A 16,205-nucleotide genomic window follows, 5' to 3' on the forward strand; every position below is an offset into this window, starting at 1 on the left:
TCATTCCAAATTAAAGGTCATTACGAACAACATCCGATTCCATCATTATTAAAATCTTTCATCTGGCATCAGCGATTTTTATCTCTTTCACAGCTAAAAAATTATAACCTGTTGACCTGCGGCATTTGTATTTAAAGGCAAGAACAGGCTTAAGACACCCGCTTCTGGCACACAACAGCCAGACTGAACAAAGCCAGGGTTTGCAATGAGCGGGGAGCGGACGCTGGTTTACCGCGCCTTGTCATGGTAAATATCTGGCAGCAAGAGCCGTGCTTCGTTCAGTTAATATAGTGGAATCGATTTTTATTTGAGGTTATAGGGAAAAGCCGCTCTATGATCTTTTCTGTCCCTGATAGTTAATGAATAAGTAATAAATGAAGGTTAGCAAATAATGAAGTCAGTTCAGCCAGCAATGATTGCCGCCGCCGAAACTCGCGGCGGTAGGGGAGTAATGGTGACTGACTCCTGATAAAACAGATTCTCACGCCCCGCCAAACCTGACGGGGAAGGAAATCTCTCCGTTCAGAACGTTCTGAGACGTCAGGAGGCGCGACTATAGTCTATCCAGCTCATGTACAGTACGTTCATTGACGATATTGCCCGTATTCAGCGTCGTTTTTGGCTCAAGTAAAACGACGCAGCACTCTTCAGTTAACGCTTCAGGACAATGCTCGGTTCCTTTCGGCACAATGATAAACTCACCCGCTTCAAGCACGATATCGCCCGTTCTTAACCCCATTCGCAAGCGGCCGCTGATAACAAGAAAAAGCTCGTCCTCATGCTCATGATGATGCCAGTCAAACTTTCCGGCTAACTTAGCCAGTTTGACATACTCGTTATTAATTTCGCCGACAATTTTGGGGCTCCAGCATTCGCTGAACAGAGCAAAACTTTCTTTTAAATTAACTTTATGCACTCATCTTCTCCGTCACATATATAATCCAGATGGATTTATTTGGCATAGTAAAAGAACCGACAATGGTAGCGCGGTGCGCTACCGGAAGGTTGATATTCATTGCTAAAAAAACTCCGGCGGACCAAAGATAAATTGGCCGTAACATGGCCAGCTTTCTGGCGCTAACAACTGCTTCGCATTGCGGAAAATACAGCGTAGGGAAGCCGGTGCTGTTGTTCGAAATAACAATACAGTCAGCCCGCATGCAGAACAATGGGTTTCCCGGTTACGGGCGCAATAATTTATCAATACAAAATCAATCGGCTGAATTTACTTCATTTTATTTATAAAAGAATTTTCCGCCTGGCATTCAGGAGAGCGTTTTTGTTTCTTTAAGTGAACACATGCTCGCTCTTCGGCATTTTATCAGAGGGCTCCTGGCCAGATAATCGCGTAGAGGAGTTAACCTGGCTCGAGGTGAGTCATCACCACCGTTGCGCTAATCGCCGTCTCTCTTGAGCTGTATGTGTGCGCAACCTGCGCGGAGAAAGCGTAAAAATCCCCGGGTTCTAATGTGATGACTTCGTACTGACTAAAGCGCAGATGCAGGGTACCGCTGTGAACCAGAATATGTTCATGCGACCCGTCTGAATGCCCGGGACTGTGGATGGTGACCTGCGGCTCCATTTGCAGCAACCATATCTCGGAGGTATTGCCGGGGCCGATGCGGAATTTCATCATTTGTGAATATTCGCCCGGCGCGGGACGATGCTTATCAAAACAGGGATATATCCTGCTGCCGCCGCTCAGTAAATCGCCAACCGGTAAACGTAATGCAGTGGCGATAGCGTCCAACGTATCGACACGGGGGCTGGAAAATCCTGACTCCAGTTTGGATAATGCCCCCTTTGAAACCCCTGACAATTTAGACAGGTCGTTTAACGAAATCCCCCGTGACTGCCGCAGTCGTCTTATTTTATTGCCGATATTTAATGACAACGCAGCAGGTTTATCGTGTCCTGAATCAGCCATTATTGCGACCCTCCCCGAGTGTGGCTTTCTCATATGAATAAATGCCCGCCCAGTTGTGATCGCGGTAAGGACATGACGATGCTGTCGCCGGCCTGATATATCATAGCTGCATCAACAGGCAGCAATTTATCACGCGCCCGCAATGCCTGGATACTCTATTTATCCATTCAGATGACCCCCCCTGGGGTTTACAGACTCATGAGGGGCCGCCTGAAAAAAGGGAAATATTGCACATCAAGTAAAATTTTAGCGCTCAGAATTTGATGGGCTGCTTTGAACGATGAGCCGGTCTTCAATGATTTGTATCAGACTCTCTGACGAGAGTTCCATTGGTCGCGAGTGGTTTCCCGGATAGCGGTGTTTGTCCTGGGATTTGAGTATTGGCGGCATCTTCCACGATAGTTTTACATTCCGGCCCTGTAAGCGGCCGGAAGTATCGTTTAAACCCGTTCAGAATACGCTTTCAGCATGGCAAGGAGCGCCCGTCGTGCCGCATCGTCCGCGATATTTTCAGGCAGCGCATCAGCGCGGAGATTGATATAAGCGTCAACCGCCTTGCTGATGGAGATGCTGACGGAGTCACGATCGTGCGTGGCCAGCGTGGAGGTCAGCAGGCCCTCAGGATCGATATTGTGGCATTCAATGCGGCGAACCCCACGCTGCGGTAGATTGGCGCGGCGGTACAGCATCGGTCCCAGCACTTGCTCCCGGAAGAATGACAGCATACCCATCGCTTCGAAAAGTTCGCCCCTTCCCAGTTTAACCACCGCATAATGAAGCCAGATCCAGGCTCGGGACTCAAACCACTCCGGCGTCATGTCAGGCCACTGGGCACGAAATTGTGCCAGATGTCGCTCCAGGGCATGGCGATCGCGAGAAAATAACACTACCGGCTCCTCAACGCGTTGAGTGAGCATGTCCAGGGTGACAAATTTCAGATCGACATGGAGGAGTTCAGGGCCATACAGGCATATCAGCAGGCGAGGCTCTCCGACATGTTCCCCGGTGAACGCATGCAGCAGGTTGCCTGCTGTTCCGGCGAACGCCACACGCTGCGCCATGATTTCATCATAGTAGAGAGGGTCTACCACAACGACAAAATCCAAATCGGAGTATTGATCAAATCCGCCATGAATAAGCGATCCGCCCCCGAGCAGGGAGTGAATCCGGGCGTCAGACTGAACGTTAAGCTTGAGTTGCTCTGCAAAACTTCTGTGTAAATCGGGTAACGTACTAAGCATACTTTTTCCTGTTCACAAAAAATACAAAGCATTACAGAATATCGAGTTCGGTGTATTCGGGCCAGATATTTTTGCAGGAAGCGTCGTTTCCTCATTGAGTCTCGGGTCCACTATGGGTGGATAGCCTGAGCCACGTAGCCCGATCCTCCGCTACGCCCGCCGTCAGGGCTTTCAGGCAGGATGGAAACGCTGGCGGATAGCCCCGCCACCAGTTCAATCCCTTCCGGTATCTTATCTAGCTGAATACGAACGGGGACTCGCTGCGCAAGTCGCACCCAGCTGAAGGTGGGATTGACATCCGGCAGCCCCAGCCCGCCGGTCTCGTCATTGCTATCATCGATCCCCCGGCCGATACTCTCCACGTGCCCGGTGATGAGCGGGTCAAACCCCATCAGCGAAATGTGTGCGGTACTCCCGATGCGAATATGACGCAGCTTAGTCTCTTCAAAATAGCCCACCACCCAGAAACTGTGCGCATCGACCACGGCGACCTTTGTTTCTCCCGCCGCGGCGTAGTCGCCGGGGCGGAGCCGAAGATGCGTCACGTAGCCGGTAACGGGGGCGCGCACCGTTGCATGGGATAAGTTCAGCTGCGCCAGTTCCAGCGCAGCCAGCGCCCCCTGATAATTGGCCGCCGCGACGCGCGCTGCGCTGCCTGTTTGCTGGATATCCTCGCCGGAAATGACCCCTTTGATGAGCGCGCGTCGCCGGGCGGCATCCTGGCGCATCAGCATTTCATGACGTTTTGCTTCGACGTCGGCCTGCGCGCTGAGCACCGCCAGCTTCAGCCAGCGCGGGTCGATGGCATAAAGCACATCGCCGCGGTTAACCCACTGATTATCCCGCACCGCCACGCTGCTCACCGGCCCGGAAACATCCGGCGCAATCTGCACCACATCTGCCCGAACCCGGCCATCGCGCGTCCAGGGCGTCTGCGCATACTGTTTCCAGAAAATAAACGCCACGCAGGCCGCTACCGCTACTGCGATTAACGTCAGCGCGTAACGGCCCAGCAAAGAGAAAAAAGATTTCATGCGAATAACCCCAGTGTGGTCAGGCCCTGCAAAAGCAGGAAAAAGGTCACGATATAGGTTGAAACATCAAGCAGCGGGCGTAAGGGCAAGCGGCGGTAAAGCCTGCTGCAGGAGAAAAGCGGTACGAGTAACAGCGTACAGACCAGGGCAATGAGCGCGGTCAGCAGCAGTCCGGGGATAAAAACGCCCCCGATATTGATGTCATTTATCATGGGTGGGTTCCTCGTTCTGCGTCCGTAACGCGCAGTGCAGATCGACCAGTCGGTCGACAAACTGGCATGATTTTTCCTCCCTCGCGGGCAAGCAGCGGTTCGCCATGGCGGCAATGCGCTCGCGTAAGGCTTCGGTCTCCGTTGTGTGGGTAAGACGAGAAAGCACCTCGTGGATATCGCTGCCGGCGGGCGTTTCGCAACGGCGCAGGCGCATAACGCAGAGGCCTATGCGCAGAAAGTGCACCAGGCGATCGAGCGCCCGGGCGGAGGACTGCCCGCTGCGCGGCAAGCGTGGCAGCAGCAGGGCGGCCCGGTCGATCATCAGATTGGTCCAGTGCGTTTCATCGCCTTTAAATACGCCGCTCACGCTGCGGCGAATATCGCGTTGGCACAGTTTCAGCAGACGCTTTATCGCCGCGTCCGCCTGTACGGTTTGCAGCAGACTCATGCCGATAACCGCAAAGCCGGTCGCGAAAAACAGGGCGATCGCGGTGTTGGCCGCGTCGGCGAAGTCGCCGCTGTAGCGCGCGCCCAGCTCGCACAGTACCGGCAGCGTCAGGGTGATCCCCATGGCCATAAAGGTCGTGGGGGGCCGCGCCTGCAGCGAGCCGGCAAGCAGATAGACCGGGGCAAGCACCGCCACCAGCACGGGGAAATCGCTGAGCGGAGGAAGCAGGGCGAAGCTATAGATAAGGCTTATCACTACGCCCCAGACAGAGCCGATAATATATTTCACAATATGCGGGGCCGGCGTGTCGAAACTGCCAAACAGCGTGCAGCAAACCCCGAGAATCGACACCGCCGTGCCGCCATCGGGCCAGGCAGAGTAAATCCATAGCAGACAGCCGCTCAGAATGATGACAAAAGCGCCCAGCGCCGTGCGGGCGGCGCTCAGGGGATCGCGATGGAAAACGTATCCTGTCGCCGCACGATCTTCCACCTGCGCTGGCGCAGGTCTGGCGTGATGAATGGCCTCCGAAAGCCGCTCACACTGCTGCAGGAGGGTAATCAACTCAGCGATGTAGCGTAAGAAATTTACCCGCAGCGCATCTTCAAAGGTCAGCGCCTGCGCCGCGAGCCGCTGCGCTAACTGCGCGCTGCGCTGTTGCAGCGCTTCTGCGGCGTTTTTGCGTTGGCCGGTATCGTCGCAGGTCAGCCAGGCCTGCACGTCATTCAGTAGAGTCTGCATCGCGGCGGGCATCCCGGCGATGGTCTGCAAACGATCGCGTACTTCGCCGTTGACAATCACCAACCGCGCCAGCCTGTCATGGAGCGCTTTCCTGGCCTGGCGGGCCGGAACCGAAAGGGCAAAATCATACGGGATATGGTGGCTGATGCCCTGCAGAAACTGTAGCGCCAGCGCCAGATGCAGCGGCTCTGACTGCGCGTCGGCCTTGCCTGCCAGGGTGTCGGCAATCCGCTGGCGCGCGGCGTGCAGCGTCTGGGCTAATTTGCTGTTGAACAGCCCTGATATCCGGGCAGGTAAAATGTAGCGGTGAATCAGCGCGGCGCAGACGATACCGATAGCGATTTCCTGTACCCGGATGAGGGCGATGTTAAACACCGTGCCGGGATCGGCGACGGCGGGAAAACCAATCAGGCTTGCGGTATAACCGGCCAGCACAAAGGCATAGGCGCGGGGCGTGCGTTCAAGCAGGGATAAATAGAGGCAGAAGGCGATCCAGCCTGCCAGAATCACGCTACAGAGAATTGGCGTATTCACAAACGTCGGCACAATCAATACCGTGGCCCCCGCGCCGGCCACGGTACCGGCCAGGCGATAAAGGCTTCTGCTCAGGGACGCGCCCACCGAGGTTTGCGACACGATGTAGACGGTGATGATGGCCCATGAGGGCCGTTCAAGGCCAATCGCCAGGGCAACGTAATAGGCGAGCATCGCGGCGGCAAAACTCCTGACGGAATAGAGCAGGGCATGGGCGTCGCTCAGCAGCGAGGGAGAGGCTATGCGGCCTGACCAACGGCTTATCGCGTGTAAAAAACGGCTGTGATGGGAAGTTAATGTGCTCATGCCGGGAATTATTCCCGCTTTGCGCGTCTCCTTAAATACTCTATTCTGTCAAAAAATACCTAAATGTTGCCAATGAGATGCCATCCAGACTTGCCCATACCCTGTTTGATCCCGATAGCACGCCGAGCCCTGCCGTCGCGCGGCATATTGATTTCGTTGATTACGCGGCAGAAGTGCCGGTTCATACCCACCGCAAGGGACAACTGATCGTTGCCCTCTATGGGGCGGTGATTTGTCGTGCGGAAAACGATATCTGGATAGTGCCGCCAGACTGCGCGGTGTGGATCCCCGGCGGGATCCCGCACAGCGCCAAAGCGACCTGGAATGCGCATCTCAACTATTTGTTTATTGAACCCGGCGCCGCCGCGCTGCCGGATAAATGCTGCACGCTGGCGATTTCGCCGCTGATTAAAGCGTTAGTTGACCGCTTAACGAATGCGGACGTCGATTACGCCGCGGAGAGCCATGTCGGCAGGCTGACCAGAGTGACGCTCGATGAGCTGGCCACCATGCCGCAGCAGAAACTGAGCCTGCCGGTTTCGGCGCATCCTAAGATCCGCGCCATGGCGGATGCGCTGGTCAGCCACCCGGAGGATCGCAGCACCTTTAAAGTTTGGGCGAAACGGCTGGCGCTCAGCGAGCGCTCATTAGCGCGCCTGATGCTGCGCGAAACCGGCCTGACCTTCGGGCGATGGCGTCAGCAGCTGCATTTGATTATTGCCCTGCGGGAGCTGGCAAGCGGGGTATCGGTGCAAAACGTGGCGGCTAATCTGGGGTATGAGTCGGTCAACGCGTTTATCACCATGTTCAGAAAAACGATGGGGAGCACGCCCGCGCACTACTTTGCCGGTCGAAGAACGGCAGATCCCTGAGCGGCGCGCAGGCTGGATGCGGAGTGAGGCGCTTAATATCCGCCGCGGCCACAGCGTCGCGGCGAGCGCAAAATTTAGTCAGAGAAGGGCGGGGTCGGCTGGCTTAATCCAGTCGTATCCGGGTTGCCGATGCTGCGGCGCCATGCGCCGGGGGCCTGGCCGAACTGACGCTTGAAGCTGCGGTTGAAGGACTGCTGGGAGTCAAAGCCCAGGGCGATCGCCACGTTCAAAATCGGTTCGTCGCTGTGGGCTAAGCGCTCGACCGATTTTTGTAGCTTTTGCGCGCGAATATACTCGGCGAGAGGATAACCGGTATGCTCCTTAAATAGCCGCTGCAGATGCCATTTCGAATAGCCGGCTCGCCTGGCGACGGTGCCAATGTCCAGACGGCTATCAAGATTGTTGTCGATCCAGTCGAGTAAATCGTGAATGAATGCGCCAGTGTTCATCTGATGTACCTCTACGCAGCGTCTAAAAAAGCATCTTTATCTGTTGCATTTAAAGGTGGCCCGTTTTTGCACTAATTGCAAGTTTTATTGTTGCATTTAAATCCATGTCGGAAACGCGCCATTTTTAGGCGCCAGGAATAGCACATAAAGTGCAACAATTATTCTTGCACTAAATTTAGCGCCTTCCTACAATCGCCGCGATAGTGTATTCGCAACTGTTACAGTTTTGTGGCGATGAACGACACAAATGGCCTTAAGCCAGCCCGGACAAAGGAAGTGGCGCGGTGTCTTCCGCTGCGTCTTGCCCGGCGGCTACCAATACCGGAATAAAAATAATGAGCCTGCAAAAATACTGGGGTAACTTTCATCTGACTGTGCCGGGCGTGATGCTGCTCTCGGCGCTCCTCGTTGGATGCGATGAGGGCGTCGCGCAAAACGCCGCGCCGCAGGCGCCCGCCGTCAGCGCCGCTGATGTGGTCGTCAAATCCATTAGTCAGTGGGACAGCTTTAACGGTCGGATTGAAGCGGTGGAAAGCGTCCAGCTGCGACCCCGCGTCTCCGGCTACATTGACAAAGTGAATTACACCGACGGCCAGGAGGTGAAAAAGGGGGAGGTGCTGTTCACTATCGATGACAGAACCTATCGCGCCGCGCTGGAACAGGCGCAGGCGACGCTGGCGCGAGCCAAAACGCAGGCCAGCCTGGCGCGAAGCGAGGCTAACCGTACCGATAAATTAGTCAATACCAACCTGGTCTCCCGCGAAGAGTGGGAGCAGCGCCGCGCCGCGGCCACTCAGGCGCAGGCCGACATTCGCGCCGCGCAGGCGGCAGTCGACGCCGCGCAGCTTAACCTGGACTTCACCAAAGTGACCGCGCCTATCGATGGCCGCGCCAGCCGGGCATTGATCACCAGCGGTAACCTCGTCACCGCCGGCGACAGCGCCAGCGTGCTCACCACGCTGGTGTCGCAGAAGACGGTTTACGTCTACTTTGACGTGGACGAGTCGACCTACCTCCATTATCAAAATCTCGCCCGCAGCGGGCAGGGCGCGTCCAGCAATCACCTGGCGCTGCCGGTGGAGATTGGCCTGGTTGGCGAAGAGGGCTACCCCCATCAGGGCAAAGTGGATTTTCTGGATAATCAGTTAACGCCGAGCACCGGCACCATCCGGATGCGCGCGCTGCTGGATAACGCGCAGCGTCAGTTCACGCCGGGTCTCTTTGCCCGCGTCCGCCTGCCTGGCAGCGCGGAATTCAACGCCACGCTTATCGATGATAAAGCGGTGTTGACCGATCAGGATCGCAAATATGTTTATGTCGTTGATAAAGAGGGTAAAGCGCAGCGCCGTGATATTACGCCGGGCCGTCTGGCCGACGGTTTGCGCATCGTGCAGCAGGGGCTGAAGCCGGGCGACAGAGTCATTGTCGATGGTCTACAGAAAGTGTTTATGCCGGGCATGCCGGTTAACGCGAAAACCGTGGCCATGACCGCCAGCACCGCCCTCCACTGATCCCTTGACCTGAGAATCCAACCCATGGACTTTTCCCGTTTTTTCATCGACAGGCCGATTTTTGCCGCCGTTCTGTCGATTCTGATTTTTATCACCGGATTAATCGCCATCCCGCTGCTGCCGGTGAGCGAATATCCTGACGTCGTACCGCCCAGCGTGCAGGTGCGCGCGGAGTATCCGGGCGCCAACCCGAAAGTGATTGCCGAGACCGTGGCGACGCCGCTGGAAGAGGCGATCAACGGCGTTGAAAATATGATGTACATGAAATCCGTCGCCGGTTCTGACGGCGTACTGGTGACCACCGTAACCTTCCGTCCGGGTACCGATCCCGATCAGGCGCAGGTTCAGGTGCAAAACCGGGTATCGCAGGCCGAAGCGCGTCTGCCGGAAGATGTGCGGCGTTTGGGGATCACCACCCAGAAACAGTCGCCGACGCTGACGCTGGTGGTGCATCTGTTTTCGCCCGGCGGTAAATATGATTCCCTGTATATGCGTAACTACGCCACGCTGAAGGTGAAGGATGAACTGGCGCGCCTGCCCGGCGTCGGCCAAATTCAGATTTTTGGCTCGGGCGAATACGCGATGCGCGTCTGGCTCGATCCCAACAAGGTGGCGGCGCGCGGGTTAACCGCGTCGGATGTGGTCACGGCGATGCAGGAGCAGAACGTCCAGGTTTCCGCCGGGCAGCTTGGCGCCGAGCCGCTGCCGAAAGAGAGCGACTTCCTGATCTCCATTAACGCCCAGGGGCGCCTGCATACCGAAGAAGAGTTTGGCAATATTGTCCTGAAAACAACGCAGGACGGTACGGTCGTCCGCCTGCGCGACGTGGCGCGTATCGAAATGGGCTCCGGCAGCTATGCGCTGCGTTCCCAGCTGAACAATAAAGACGCGGTCGGAATTGGTATCTTCCAGTCGCCGGGGGCGAACGCCATCGATTTGTCTAATGCGGTGCGCGCCAAAATGGACGAGCTGTCGAAGCGTTTCCCGCAGGATATGAAATGGGCGGCGCCTTACGATCCGACGGTATTTGTTCGCGATTCCATTCGCGCGGTAGTGCAAACGCTGCTGGAAGCGGTGGTGCTGGTTGTGCTGGTGGTGATCCTGTTCCTGCAAACCTGGCGCGCGTCGATTATTCCGCTGATCGCGGTGCCGGTTTCGGTTGTGGGTACCTTCAGCATTCTCTACCTGCTGGGCTTCTCGCTGAATACCCTGAGCTTGTTCGGGCTGGTGCTGGCCATCGGCATCGTGGTGGATGATGCCATCGTGGTGGTGGAAAACGTCGAGCGAAATATCGAGGAAGGGCTGGCTCCGCTCGCCGCGGCGCATCAGGCGATGCGTGAGGTGTCCGGCCCGATTATCGCCATTGCGCTGGTGCTGTGCGCGGTGTTTGTGCCGATGGCGTTTCTCTCGGGCGTGACCGGCCAGTTCTACAAGCAGTTTGCGGTGACGATCGCCATCTCCACGGTGATCTCCGCCATCAACTCACTGACGCTCTCTCCGGCGCTGGCCGCGCTGCTGCTAAAACCGCACGGTGCGCCGAAAGACTTCCCGACCCGGCTTATCGACCGTCTTTTCGGCTGGATTTTTCGTCCGTTTAACCGCTTTTTCCACCGCAGCTCGAACGGCTATCAGGGGCTGGTGGGAAAAACGCTCGGACGACGCGGGGCGGTGTTTGTGGTCTATGTGCTGCTGCTCTGCGCGGCGGGCGTCATGTTTAAAGCGGTACCCGGCGGATTTATACCGACGCAGGATAAACTGTATTTAATCGGCGGCGTGAAAATGCCGGAAGGTTCTTCGCTGGCGCGCACCGATGCGGTGATCCGCAAAATGAGCGAAATCGGGATGAATACCGAAGGCGTGGATTACGCGGTCGCGTTTCCGGGGCTTAACGCGCTGCAGTTCACCAATACGCCGAATACCGGAACGGTCTTCTTTGGCCTGAAGCCGTTCGACCAGCGTAAACATTCGGCGGCGGAAATTAACGCTGAGATCAACGCGAAAATCGCGCAAATCCAGCAGGGCTTTGGCTTCTCTATTTTGCCTCCGCCGATTTTAGGGCTCGGCCAGGGTTCCGGCTATTCGCTCTATATTCAGGACCGGGCAGGTCTTGGCTATGGTGCGCTGCAAAGCGCGGTAAACGCGATGTCCGGTACCATTATGCAGACGCCGGGGATGCACTTCCCGATCTCCACCTACCAGGCTAACGTGCCGCAGCTGGATGTCCAGGTCGATCGTGATAAGGCGAAAGCGCAGGGCGTGTCGCTCACCGATCTGTTTGGTACGCTGCAAACCTATCTGGGATCGTCTTACGTCAATGATTTTAACCAGTTCGGCCGGACCTGGCGCGTGATGGCGCAGGCCGACGGCCCGTTCCGCGAAAGCGTGGAGGATATTGCCAATTTGCGCACGCGGAATAATCAGGGCGAAATGGTGCCAATCGGCAGTATGGTGAATATCAGCACCACCTACGGGCCGGATCCGGTGATTCGCTACAATGGCTATCCGGCGGCGGATTTGATTGGCGATGCCGATCCGCGCGTACTCTCTTCCTCGCAGGCGATGACGCAGCTGGAGAAAATGTCCGGCCAGATATTGCCGAACGGGATGAATATCGAATGGACGGATCTGAGCTTCCAGCAGGCCACGCAGGGCAATACGGCGCTGATCGTCTTCCCGGTGGCGGTGCTGCTGGCGTTCCTGGTGCTGGCGGCGCTGTATGAAAGCTGGACGCTGCCGCTGGCGGTGATTCTTATCGTGCCGATGACGATGCTCTCCGCGCTGTTTGGCGTCTGGCTGACCGGCGGCGATAACAACGTGTTCGTACAGGTGGGGCTGGTGGTGCTGATGGGGCTGGCCTGTAAAAACGCGATTCTGATCGTGGAGTTTGCCCGCGAGCTGGAAATTCAGGGGAAAGGGATCATGGAAGCGGCGCTGGAGGCGTGTCGCCTGCGTTTACGTCCGATTGTGATGACCTCTATCGCCTTTATTGCCGGGACCATCCCGCTGATCCTCGGCCACGGCGCGGGCGCGGAAGTGCGCGGCGTTACCGGGATCACGGTGTTCTCCGGGATGCTGGGGGTGACGCTGTTTGGTCTGTTCCTGACCCCGGTGTTTTACGTGACGCTGCGTAAATTCGTGACGCGCGGTAAACCTGCTGAGGACGTTTCGCCGGCGTAGGGTGCGGCAGATAACAAAAAACCGCCTTCACTGTGAAGGCGGTTTTTTTTGCGCTCAAGGAAAATTAATGGGCTTCTTTATATTTGGCGATAAGTTCAGGCACCGGATCGCACCCGCTGGTATCGGCTTTTTTCACTTCTTCCAGCGCGCTTGCCACGGTGTGGCGTGCCAGTACCTGTAGCGAAGCCTGCTCCGCTTCATCGGCGATAGATTTGAAGTACCAGCACGCGTTCGCGCTGACCACGCAGCGGGCGGGGACGTCAGGGCGCGACGCCCACAGTTTTTTATCTTCGATAACGGAGACGTAGATATCGCGCAGGGTGATCTCTTCCGCCGGGCGGCCGAGATGAATAGAGCCGTTGCGGCCAAGCGTTGAGACAATTATGCCGTCACGCGTGAGAGGAACCATGAGTTTGCGGATAAAGCTCGGGTTCGCTTCCAGGCCGTAGGCCAGAATCGCGCTCGTCGAACGTTCACCCAACTGCTCCGCCATTGCTACGCTGAGAACCATCTGCAAAGCTGTCGGGAAGCGGTAATCTAACATTTTCTTATCCTGGGTAGCGGTGAATCTTGTTCTTTTTGGCACCGCAGAGGTGAGTAAGCAATAAACAACAATATACCAAATACGGTAATTTTTTTGAAGCAATCTGCGCTTTTCCCACCAGGTAAAAAAGCGTAAGTGAGAGCGGGGCCAGCCGACGCTTCACGCCATGGCGTGAGGCACTGATGAAAAAGGTATCAGCATTTAATACCCGCTCGGGCACACAGGACCCCCGGGGTCTTAATGGGCGTTTACCGTTGAAGTTGAATGAGGTGGGTAGCCATCCCCCATCTGAGTGCGGCGCATTTGCCGTCCGTAAAATCGAAAACAGAGTAACTCGCATTGGGGTGAGCATAGCGAGAGAAGTTATCGAGAGCCCCCTCTTTAAGTATCGCCAGCACGCCCTGACTGACATGCCCGTGAGAAACAACACAGACGATCTGATGTGCACTGGTATTTTGCAGGTGTTGTAAGAAATTTATCACGCGTCGAGTCGCCTGGGCTAACGACTCTCCCTCCGGGGGACAATAGGCTGCATCAAGGAAGAGCAACGCATCGGCATCACGCGGATTGTTTCGCCTGAAGTGCTCGAAAGATATCCCTTCAAAGCAACCAAACGACTGTTCCTTAAGAGATTCTTCAACTTTTAACGGGCAGCCAAGACCTTCAGACAGCTTCAGCCCCATGTGCAAGGCGCGCCCAAGCGGGGAGCTGTAAACACATTCTATTGGATATGCCTCTTTCGTCAGCGCTGTCAGTAACGCCGCTGTTTCTTGCATACCGCGGTGGGTTACGAAGCTGTCGCGATGCCCCTGAATAATCCCTCTATGATTCCACTCGGTTTCTGCGTGCCTCACCCATATCACTTTCATCGTATTTGAGATCCGTTATCCAATGTGAATACCCGTTTGTTTATCTGATTCAGGGCGAAAGTGTAGCATGGTGAACGTTTGAAGCCGGTTTCTGGATATTATCCAGCGATAATGTCCGCTTCTGGCACAAAGCGCTGCCTACCAAACTCACCCCATGTCCTGTCGCGGTGTATTAAACAACGGGGAGCCACTCAGCTTAAGCATGTACGTTTGCTTTATACTAAGATATTTATCCAACATAGGCGTTAAGATATCGTCTCAGGATCAAGATGGATTTATCAGCATGACCAGAACAGAAAGGCTTCTCGAATTACTACAGATATTAAGGGCGCAAAGATATCCGATCACGGCTTCCGCTCTCTCAGAAAGATTAGAAATAAGCGTTCGCTCCCTTTACAGAGATATAAAAACGCTACAGCAGCAAGGTGTGTGCATTGAAGGGGGGGCTGGAATTGGTTATATCGTTAAGTCTGACTTTCATTTGCCGCCTTTAAATCTTTCTCATGAAGAAATTAATGCTATTATACTTGGGCTAAATTGGGTTTCTCATAATACGGATCATGATTTCAAAAAAACCGCAAGGAATGCGCTTGCTAAAATACATGCCGTTATTCCCGGTGAATTAAAAAATCTTATTGAGAGTCAATCCTATCTGACCGGTCCCACAGAAAAGAATGAGGTGTTTTTTGAAGACTTGCGTGATGCGATTAAAAAACGAAAGAGAATCAAAATAAAGTATTGTGATAAGAGCAATGTTAACTCTTCTCGAGTCATATGGCCCATCGCATTGGTATATATGGAGTCATGCTGGCTTTTGGTTGCATGGTGTGAAATGAGAAAGGATTTCCGTCATTTTAGAACGGACAAAATACAAGGCATTGTGCCGCTGGATTCCAGGTATAGTGAAAGCAGGTTAGTTTTATTGAATAAATGGAGAATGAAAGAGGGGATCGGCCTGGAGAAAGAGTACTGACAAAAACTGTCACTGCGAATTTGTATACTTCCTCAGATGTAAGACTCAATGCTACGTCATAGGGGGGATTATGAATTTTCAAAATAAAGTGGCTGTTATCACCGGCAGCACTGCAGGTATAGGCGAGGCAGTCGCAGAGCAATTACACAAACATGGCGCGAAGGTCGTCATTGTGTCCCGCTCGTCAGAGGAGGCGAAACAAAAAGCGAAACAATTGTCTTCACAGGGACAACCAGCAATGGGGATCGGATGCGATGTGTCACAGCCCGAACAAGTACGGCAAATGATAGATGACGTTATCAACTATTTTGGCAGGCTTGATTATGCTGTCAATAATGCAGGCATAACAGGTGAGCATGGTAAAAAGATAACAGAGCAGACAGTTGAAAACTGGGATAAGGTCATTGCCACCTCATTGAGCAGCGTTTTTTACTGCCTAAAATACGAGATACTTCAGATGATGAAGATGGGGGGCGCTATCGTTAATTTATCTGCAGTAAATGGTCTGGTTGGCATTCCTGGGCTGGCGCCTTACACCGCCGCTAAGCATGGTATAATTGGTTTAACCCAAACCGCAGCGCTGGAGTTTGCATGTCAAGGCATTCGCATCAATGCCGTCGCTCCGGGCTATGTCCAAACCCCACGAATAAGCGAATTCCCTGAAAATATCGTACGCAGTTTCGCAAATAGCCACCCTATGAAAAGGATGGCAAAAATGCAGGAAATCGCAGACTTCATATTGTTTTTGTTGTCAGATAAATCAGCGTTCTGTACCGGAGGCGTTTATCCCATTGATGGTGGTTTTTTAGCTGAGTAACATTCCCGTTAGGTTTTTTAAAGCCTCCGTTTTGCCGCGTCAGAGGCCAGGGGCATGCCGGGCCGTTCCGTCAACGTCAGCCCGGCGCTGTCTATCACTGATATTTGGCGACCAGATACACCTCTTCGCGGCGTCGCCAGAAATGTGAAGGAATAAACGGGGATATATACTCATACGAGGGCGCGAAGAAGGATCGTACCTGAGCCCGGCGATAAAAAACGAAAAAACGTATTTTTTATCGAATAGATTAAAAGGTTGTGGCGTTAACTCATCATCAACGTACTGATGGAGTCATCATTTATGACTGCAACAACGCAACCGCTAACACAACAGTGCCACGATAGTTTTACCCTGGCACGGCATTGGGTCACCGCAGCCAATGTCATTTTCCTGTTTGCAAGCGCACATATCCGGGAGCCGCTGGAGCGGGGAACGCCCCTGAAAAAAAGCGGCGGGCCGGTCATATTTGCTGCGCGCTTTTCCCTCACTATCTGCTACGGGACAGCATGCCGCGTCGTATGCTGCCTTGCCGTTCTTTTCGTTAACCCGG

General features: G+C 54.6%; 14 protein-coding genes and 1 pseudogene. 6 read left to right on the forward strand and 9 right to left on the reverse strand.

Going from position 1 to position 16,205, the window contains the following annotated elements:
* Window positions 1-553: 553 nt before the first annotated feature.
* The 6 genes from BJF97_RS13495 to BJF97_RS13520 form a co-directional block, all read right to left on the reverse strand.
* Window positions 554-916 carry a cupin domain-containing protein gene (locus BJF97_RS13495; protein WP_014229150.1) on the reverse strand — a complete coding sequence of 121 codons (363 nt, stop codon included), beginning with the start codon at window positions 914-916 and terminating at the stop codon, window positions 554-556.
* Window positions 917-1,357: 441 nt separating this feature from the next.
* Window positions 1,358-1,927 carry a helix-turn-helix domain-containing protein gene (locus BJF97_RS13500; protein ID WP_032693424.1) on the reverse strand — a complete coding sequence of 190 codons (570 nt, stop codon included), beginning with the start codon at window positions 1,925-1,927 and terminating at the stop codon, window positions 1,358-1,360.
* A gap of 440 nt (window positions 1,928-2,367) precedes the next feature.
* Window positions 2,368-3,168, reverse strand: a complete 801-nt coding sequence (locus tag BJF97_RS13505; protein ID WP_032693425.1) for a hypothetical protein — start codon at window positions 3,166-3,168, stop codon at window positions 2,368-2,370.
* Window positions 3,169-3,278: 110 nt separating this feature from the next.
* Complete coding sequence (locus BJF97_RS13510) at window positions 3,279-4,202, reverse strand: efflux RND transporter periplasmic adaptor subunit (protein ID WP_032693426.1); 924 nt, start codon at window positions 4,200-4,202, stop codon at window positions 3,279-3,281.
* Entirely contained in the window at window positions 4,199-4,414 is a 216-nt protein-coding gene (locus BJF97_RS13515) for a DUF1656 domain-containing protein (RefSeq protein ID WP_014229155.1), read from the reverse strand. Before BJF97_RS13515 ends, BJF97_RS13510 begins: the two co-directional genes overlap by 4 nt.
* Window positions 4,404-6,443 carry an FUSC family protein gene (locus tag BJF97_RS13520; RefSeq protein WP_032693427.1) on the reverse strand — a complete coding sequence of 680 codons (2,040 nt, stop codon included), beginning with the start codon at window positions 6,441-6,443 and terminating at the stop codon, window positions 4,404-4,406. The genes BJF97_RS13515 and BJF97_RS13520 overlap by 11 nt, the downstream gene beginning before the upstream one ends.
* A 77-nt stretch (window positions 6,444-6,520) precedes the next feature.
* Here BJF97_RS13520 and BJF97_RS13525 point away from each other — a divergent pair, with 77 nt between their 5' ends.
* Window positions 6,521-7,315, forward strand: coding sequence for an AraC family transcriptional regulator (locus BJF97_RS13525; RefSeq protein ID WP_014229157.1), 795 nt, complete (start codon window positions 6,521-6,523; stop codon window positions 7,313-7,315).
* Between the two features lie 74 nt (window positions 7,316-7,389).
* Here BJF97_RS13525 and BJF97_RS13530 read toward each other — a convergent pair whose 3' ends face one another.
* A complete protein-coding gene (locus BJF97_RS13530; protein WP_014229158.1) occupies window positions 7,390-7,764 on the reverse strand; it encodes a helix-turn-helix domain-containing protein in 375 nt (124 codons plus the stop codon).
* A 335-nt stretch (window positions 7,765-8,099) separates the two neighbouring features.
* Between BJF97_RS13530 and BJF97_RS13535 the strand changes: the two genes are divergently transcribed.
* Window positions 8,100-9,275 (forward strand): efflux RND transporter periplasmic adaptor subunit, encoded by a 1,176-nt coding sequence (locus BJF97_RS13535; RefSeq protein ID WP_014229159.1) that lies wholly within the window; start codon window positions 8,100-8,102, stop codon window positions 9,273-9,275.
* Between the two features lie 24 nt (window positions 9,276-9,299).
* Window positions 9,300-12,452, forward strand: coding sequence for a multidrug efflux RND transporter permease subunit OqxB (gene oqxB, locus BJF97_RS13540; RefSeq protein WP_014229160.1), 3,153 nt, complete (start codon window positions 9,300-9,302; stop codon window positions 12,450-12,452).
* A 64-nt stretch (window positions 12,453-12,516) separates the two neighbouring features.
* On the opposite strand, the gene BJF97_RS13545 is transcribed toward oqxB, so the two are convergent.
* Both BJF97_RS13545 and BJF97_RS13550 read right to left on the reverse strand, forming a co-directional pair.
* Window positions 12,517-12,996 carry an RrF2 family transcriptional regulator gene (locus BJF97_RS13545; RefSeq protein WP_004121015.1) on the reverse strand — a complete coding sequence of 160 codons (480 nt, stop codon included), beginning with the start codon at window positions 12,994-12,996 and terminating at the stop codon, window positions 12,517-12,519.
* Window positions 12,997-13,244: 248 nt separating this feature from the next.
* On the reverse strand, window positions 13,245-13,865 hold the full coding sequence (locus BJF97_RS13550; RefSeq protein ID WP_014229161.1) for a histidine phosphatase family protein: 621 nt from the start codon (window positions 13,863-13,865) through the stop codon (window positions 13,245-13,247).
* 283 nt (window positions 13,866-14,148) lie between these two features.
* Here BJF97_RS13550 and BJF97_RS13555 point away from each other — a divergent pair, with 283 nt between their 5' ends.
* The 3 genes and pseudogenes from BJF97_RS13555 to BJF97_RS35110 all read left to right on the forward strand — a co-directional run.
* Complete coding sequence (locus BJF97_RS13555) at window positions 14,149-14,838, forward strand: helix-turn-helix transcriptional regulator (RefSeq protein WP_032693428.1); 690 nt, start codon at window positions 14,149-14,151, stop codon at window positions 14,836-14,838.
* Window positions 14,839-14,908: 70 nt separating this feature from the next.
* Window positions 14,909-15,655, forward strand: coding sequence for an SDR family NAD(P)-dependent oxidoreductase (locus BJF97_RS13560; protein WP_014229164.1), 747 nt, complete (start codon window positions 14,909-14,911; stop codon window positions 15,653-15,655).
* A 300-nt stretch (window positions 15,656-15,955) separates the two neighbouring features.
* Window positions 15,956-16,102, forward strand: a pseudogene (locus BJF97_RS35110) (cytochrome b); the annotation flags it as partial.
* Window positions 16,103-16,205: the final 103 nt, after the last annotated feature.

Origin of the sequence: Klebsiella sp. LTGPAF-6F (assembly GCF_001753185.1) — a bacterium.
Taxonomy (GTDB): Bacteria; Pseudomonadota; Gammaproteobacteria; order Enterobacterales; family Enterobacteriaceae; genus Klebsiella; species Klebsiella michiganensis.

Coding starts and splice junctions, on each gene's coding strand:
- BJF97_RS13545 (WP_004121015.1), bottom strand. CDS start 12,996: ATGTTAGATTACCGCTTCCCGACAGCTTTGCAGATGGTTCTCAGCGTA.
- BJF97_RS13510 (WP_032693426.1), bottom strand. CDS start 4,202: ATGAAATCTTTTTTCTCTTTGCTGGGCCGTTACGCGCTGACGTTAATC.
- BJF97_RS13530 (WP_014229158.1), bottom strand. CDS start 7,764: ATGAACACTGGCGCATTCATTCACGATTTACTCGACTGGATCGACAAC.
- BJF97_RS13515 (WP_014229155.1), bottom strand. CDS start 4,414: ATGATAAATGACATCAATATCGGGGGCGTTTTTATCCCCGGACTGCTG.
- BJF97_RS13535 (WP_014229159.1), top strand. CDS start 8,100: ATGAGCCTGCAAAAATACTGGGGTAACTTTCATCTGACTGTGCCGGGC.
- BJF97_RS13550 (WP_014229161.1), bottom strand. CDS start 13,865: ATGAAAGTGATATGGGTGAGGCACGCAGAAACCGAGTGGAATCATAGA.
- oqxB (WP_014229160.1), top strand. CDS start 9,300: ATGGACTTTTCCCGTTTTTTCATCGACAGGCCGATTTTTGCCGCCGTT.
- BJF97_RS13500 (WP_032693424.1), bottom strand. CDS start 1,927: ATGGCTGATTCAGGACACGATAAACCTGCTGCGTTGTCATTAAATATC.
- BJF97_RS13505 (WP_032693425.1), bottom strand. CDS start 3,168: ATGCTTAGTACGTTACCCGATTTACACAGAAGTTTTGCAGAGCAACTC.
- BJF97_RS13560 (WP_014229164.1), top strand. CDS start 14,909: ATGAATTTTCAAAATAAAGTGGCTGTTATCACCGGCAGCACTGCAGGT.
- BJF97_RS13555 (WP_032693428.1), top strand. CDS start 14,149: ATGACCAGAACAGAAAGGCTTCTCGAATTACTACAGATATTAAGGGCG.
- BJF97_RS13520 (WP_032693427.1), bottom strand. CDS start 6,443: ATGAGCACATTAACTTCCCATCACAGCCGTTTTTTACACGCGATAAGC.
- BJF97_RS13525 (WP_014229157.1), top strand. CDS start 6,521: ATGCCATCCAGACTTGCCCATACCCTGTTTGATCCCGATAGCACGCCG.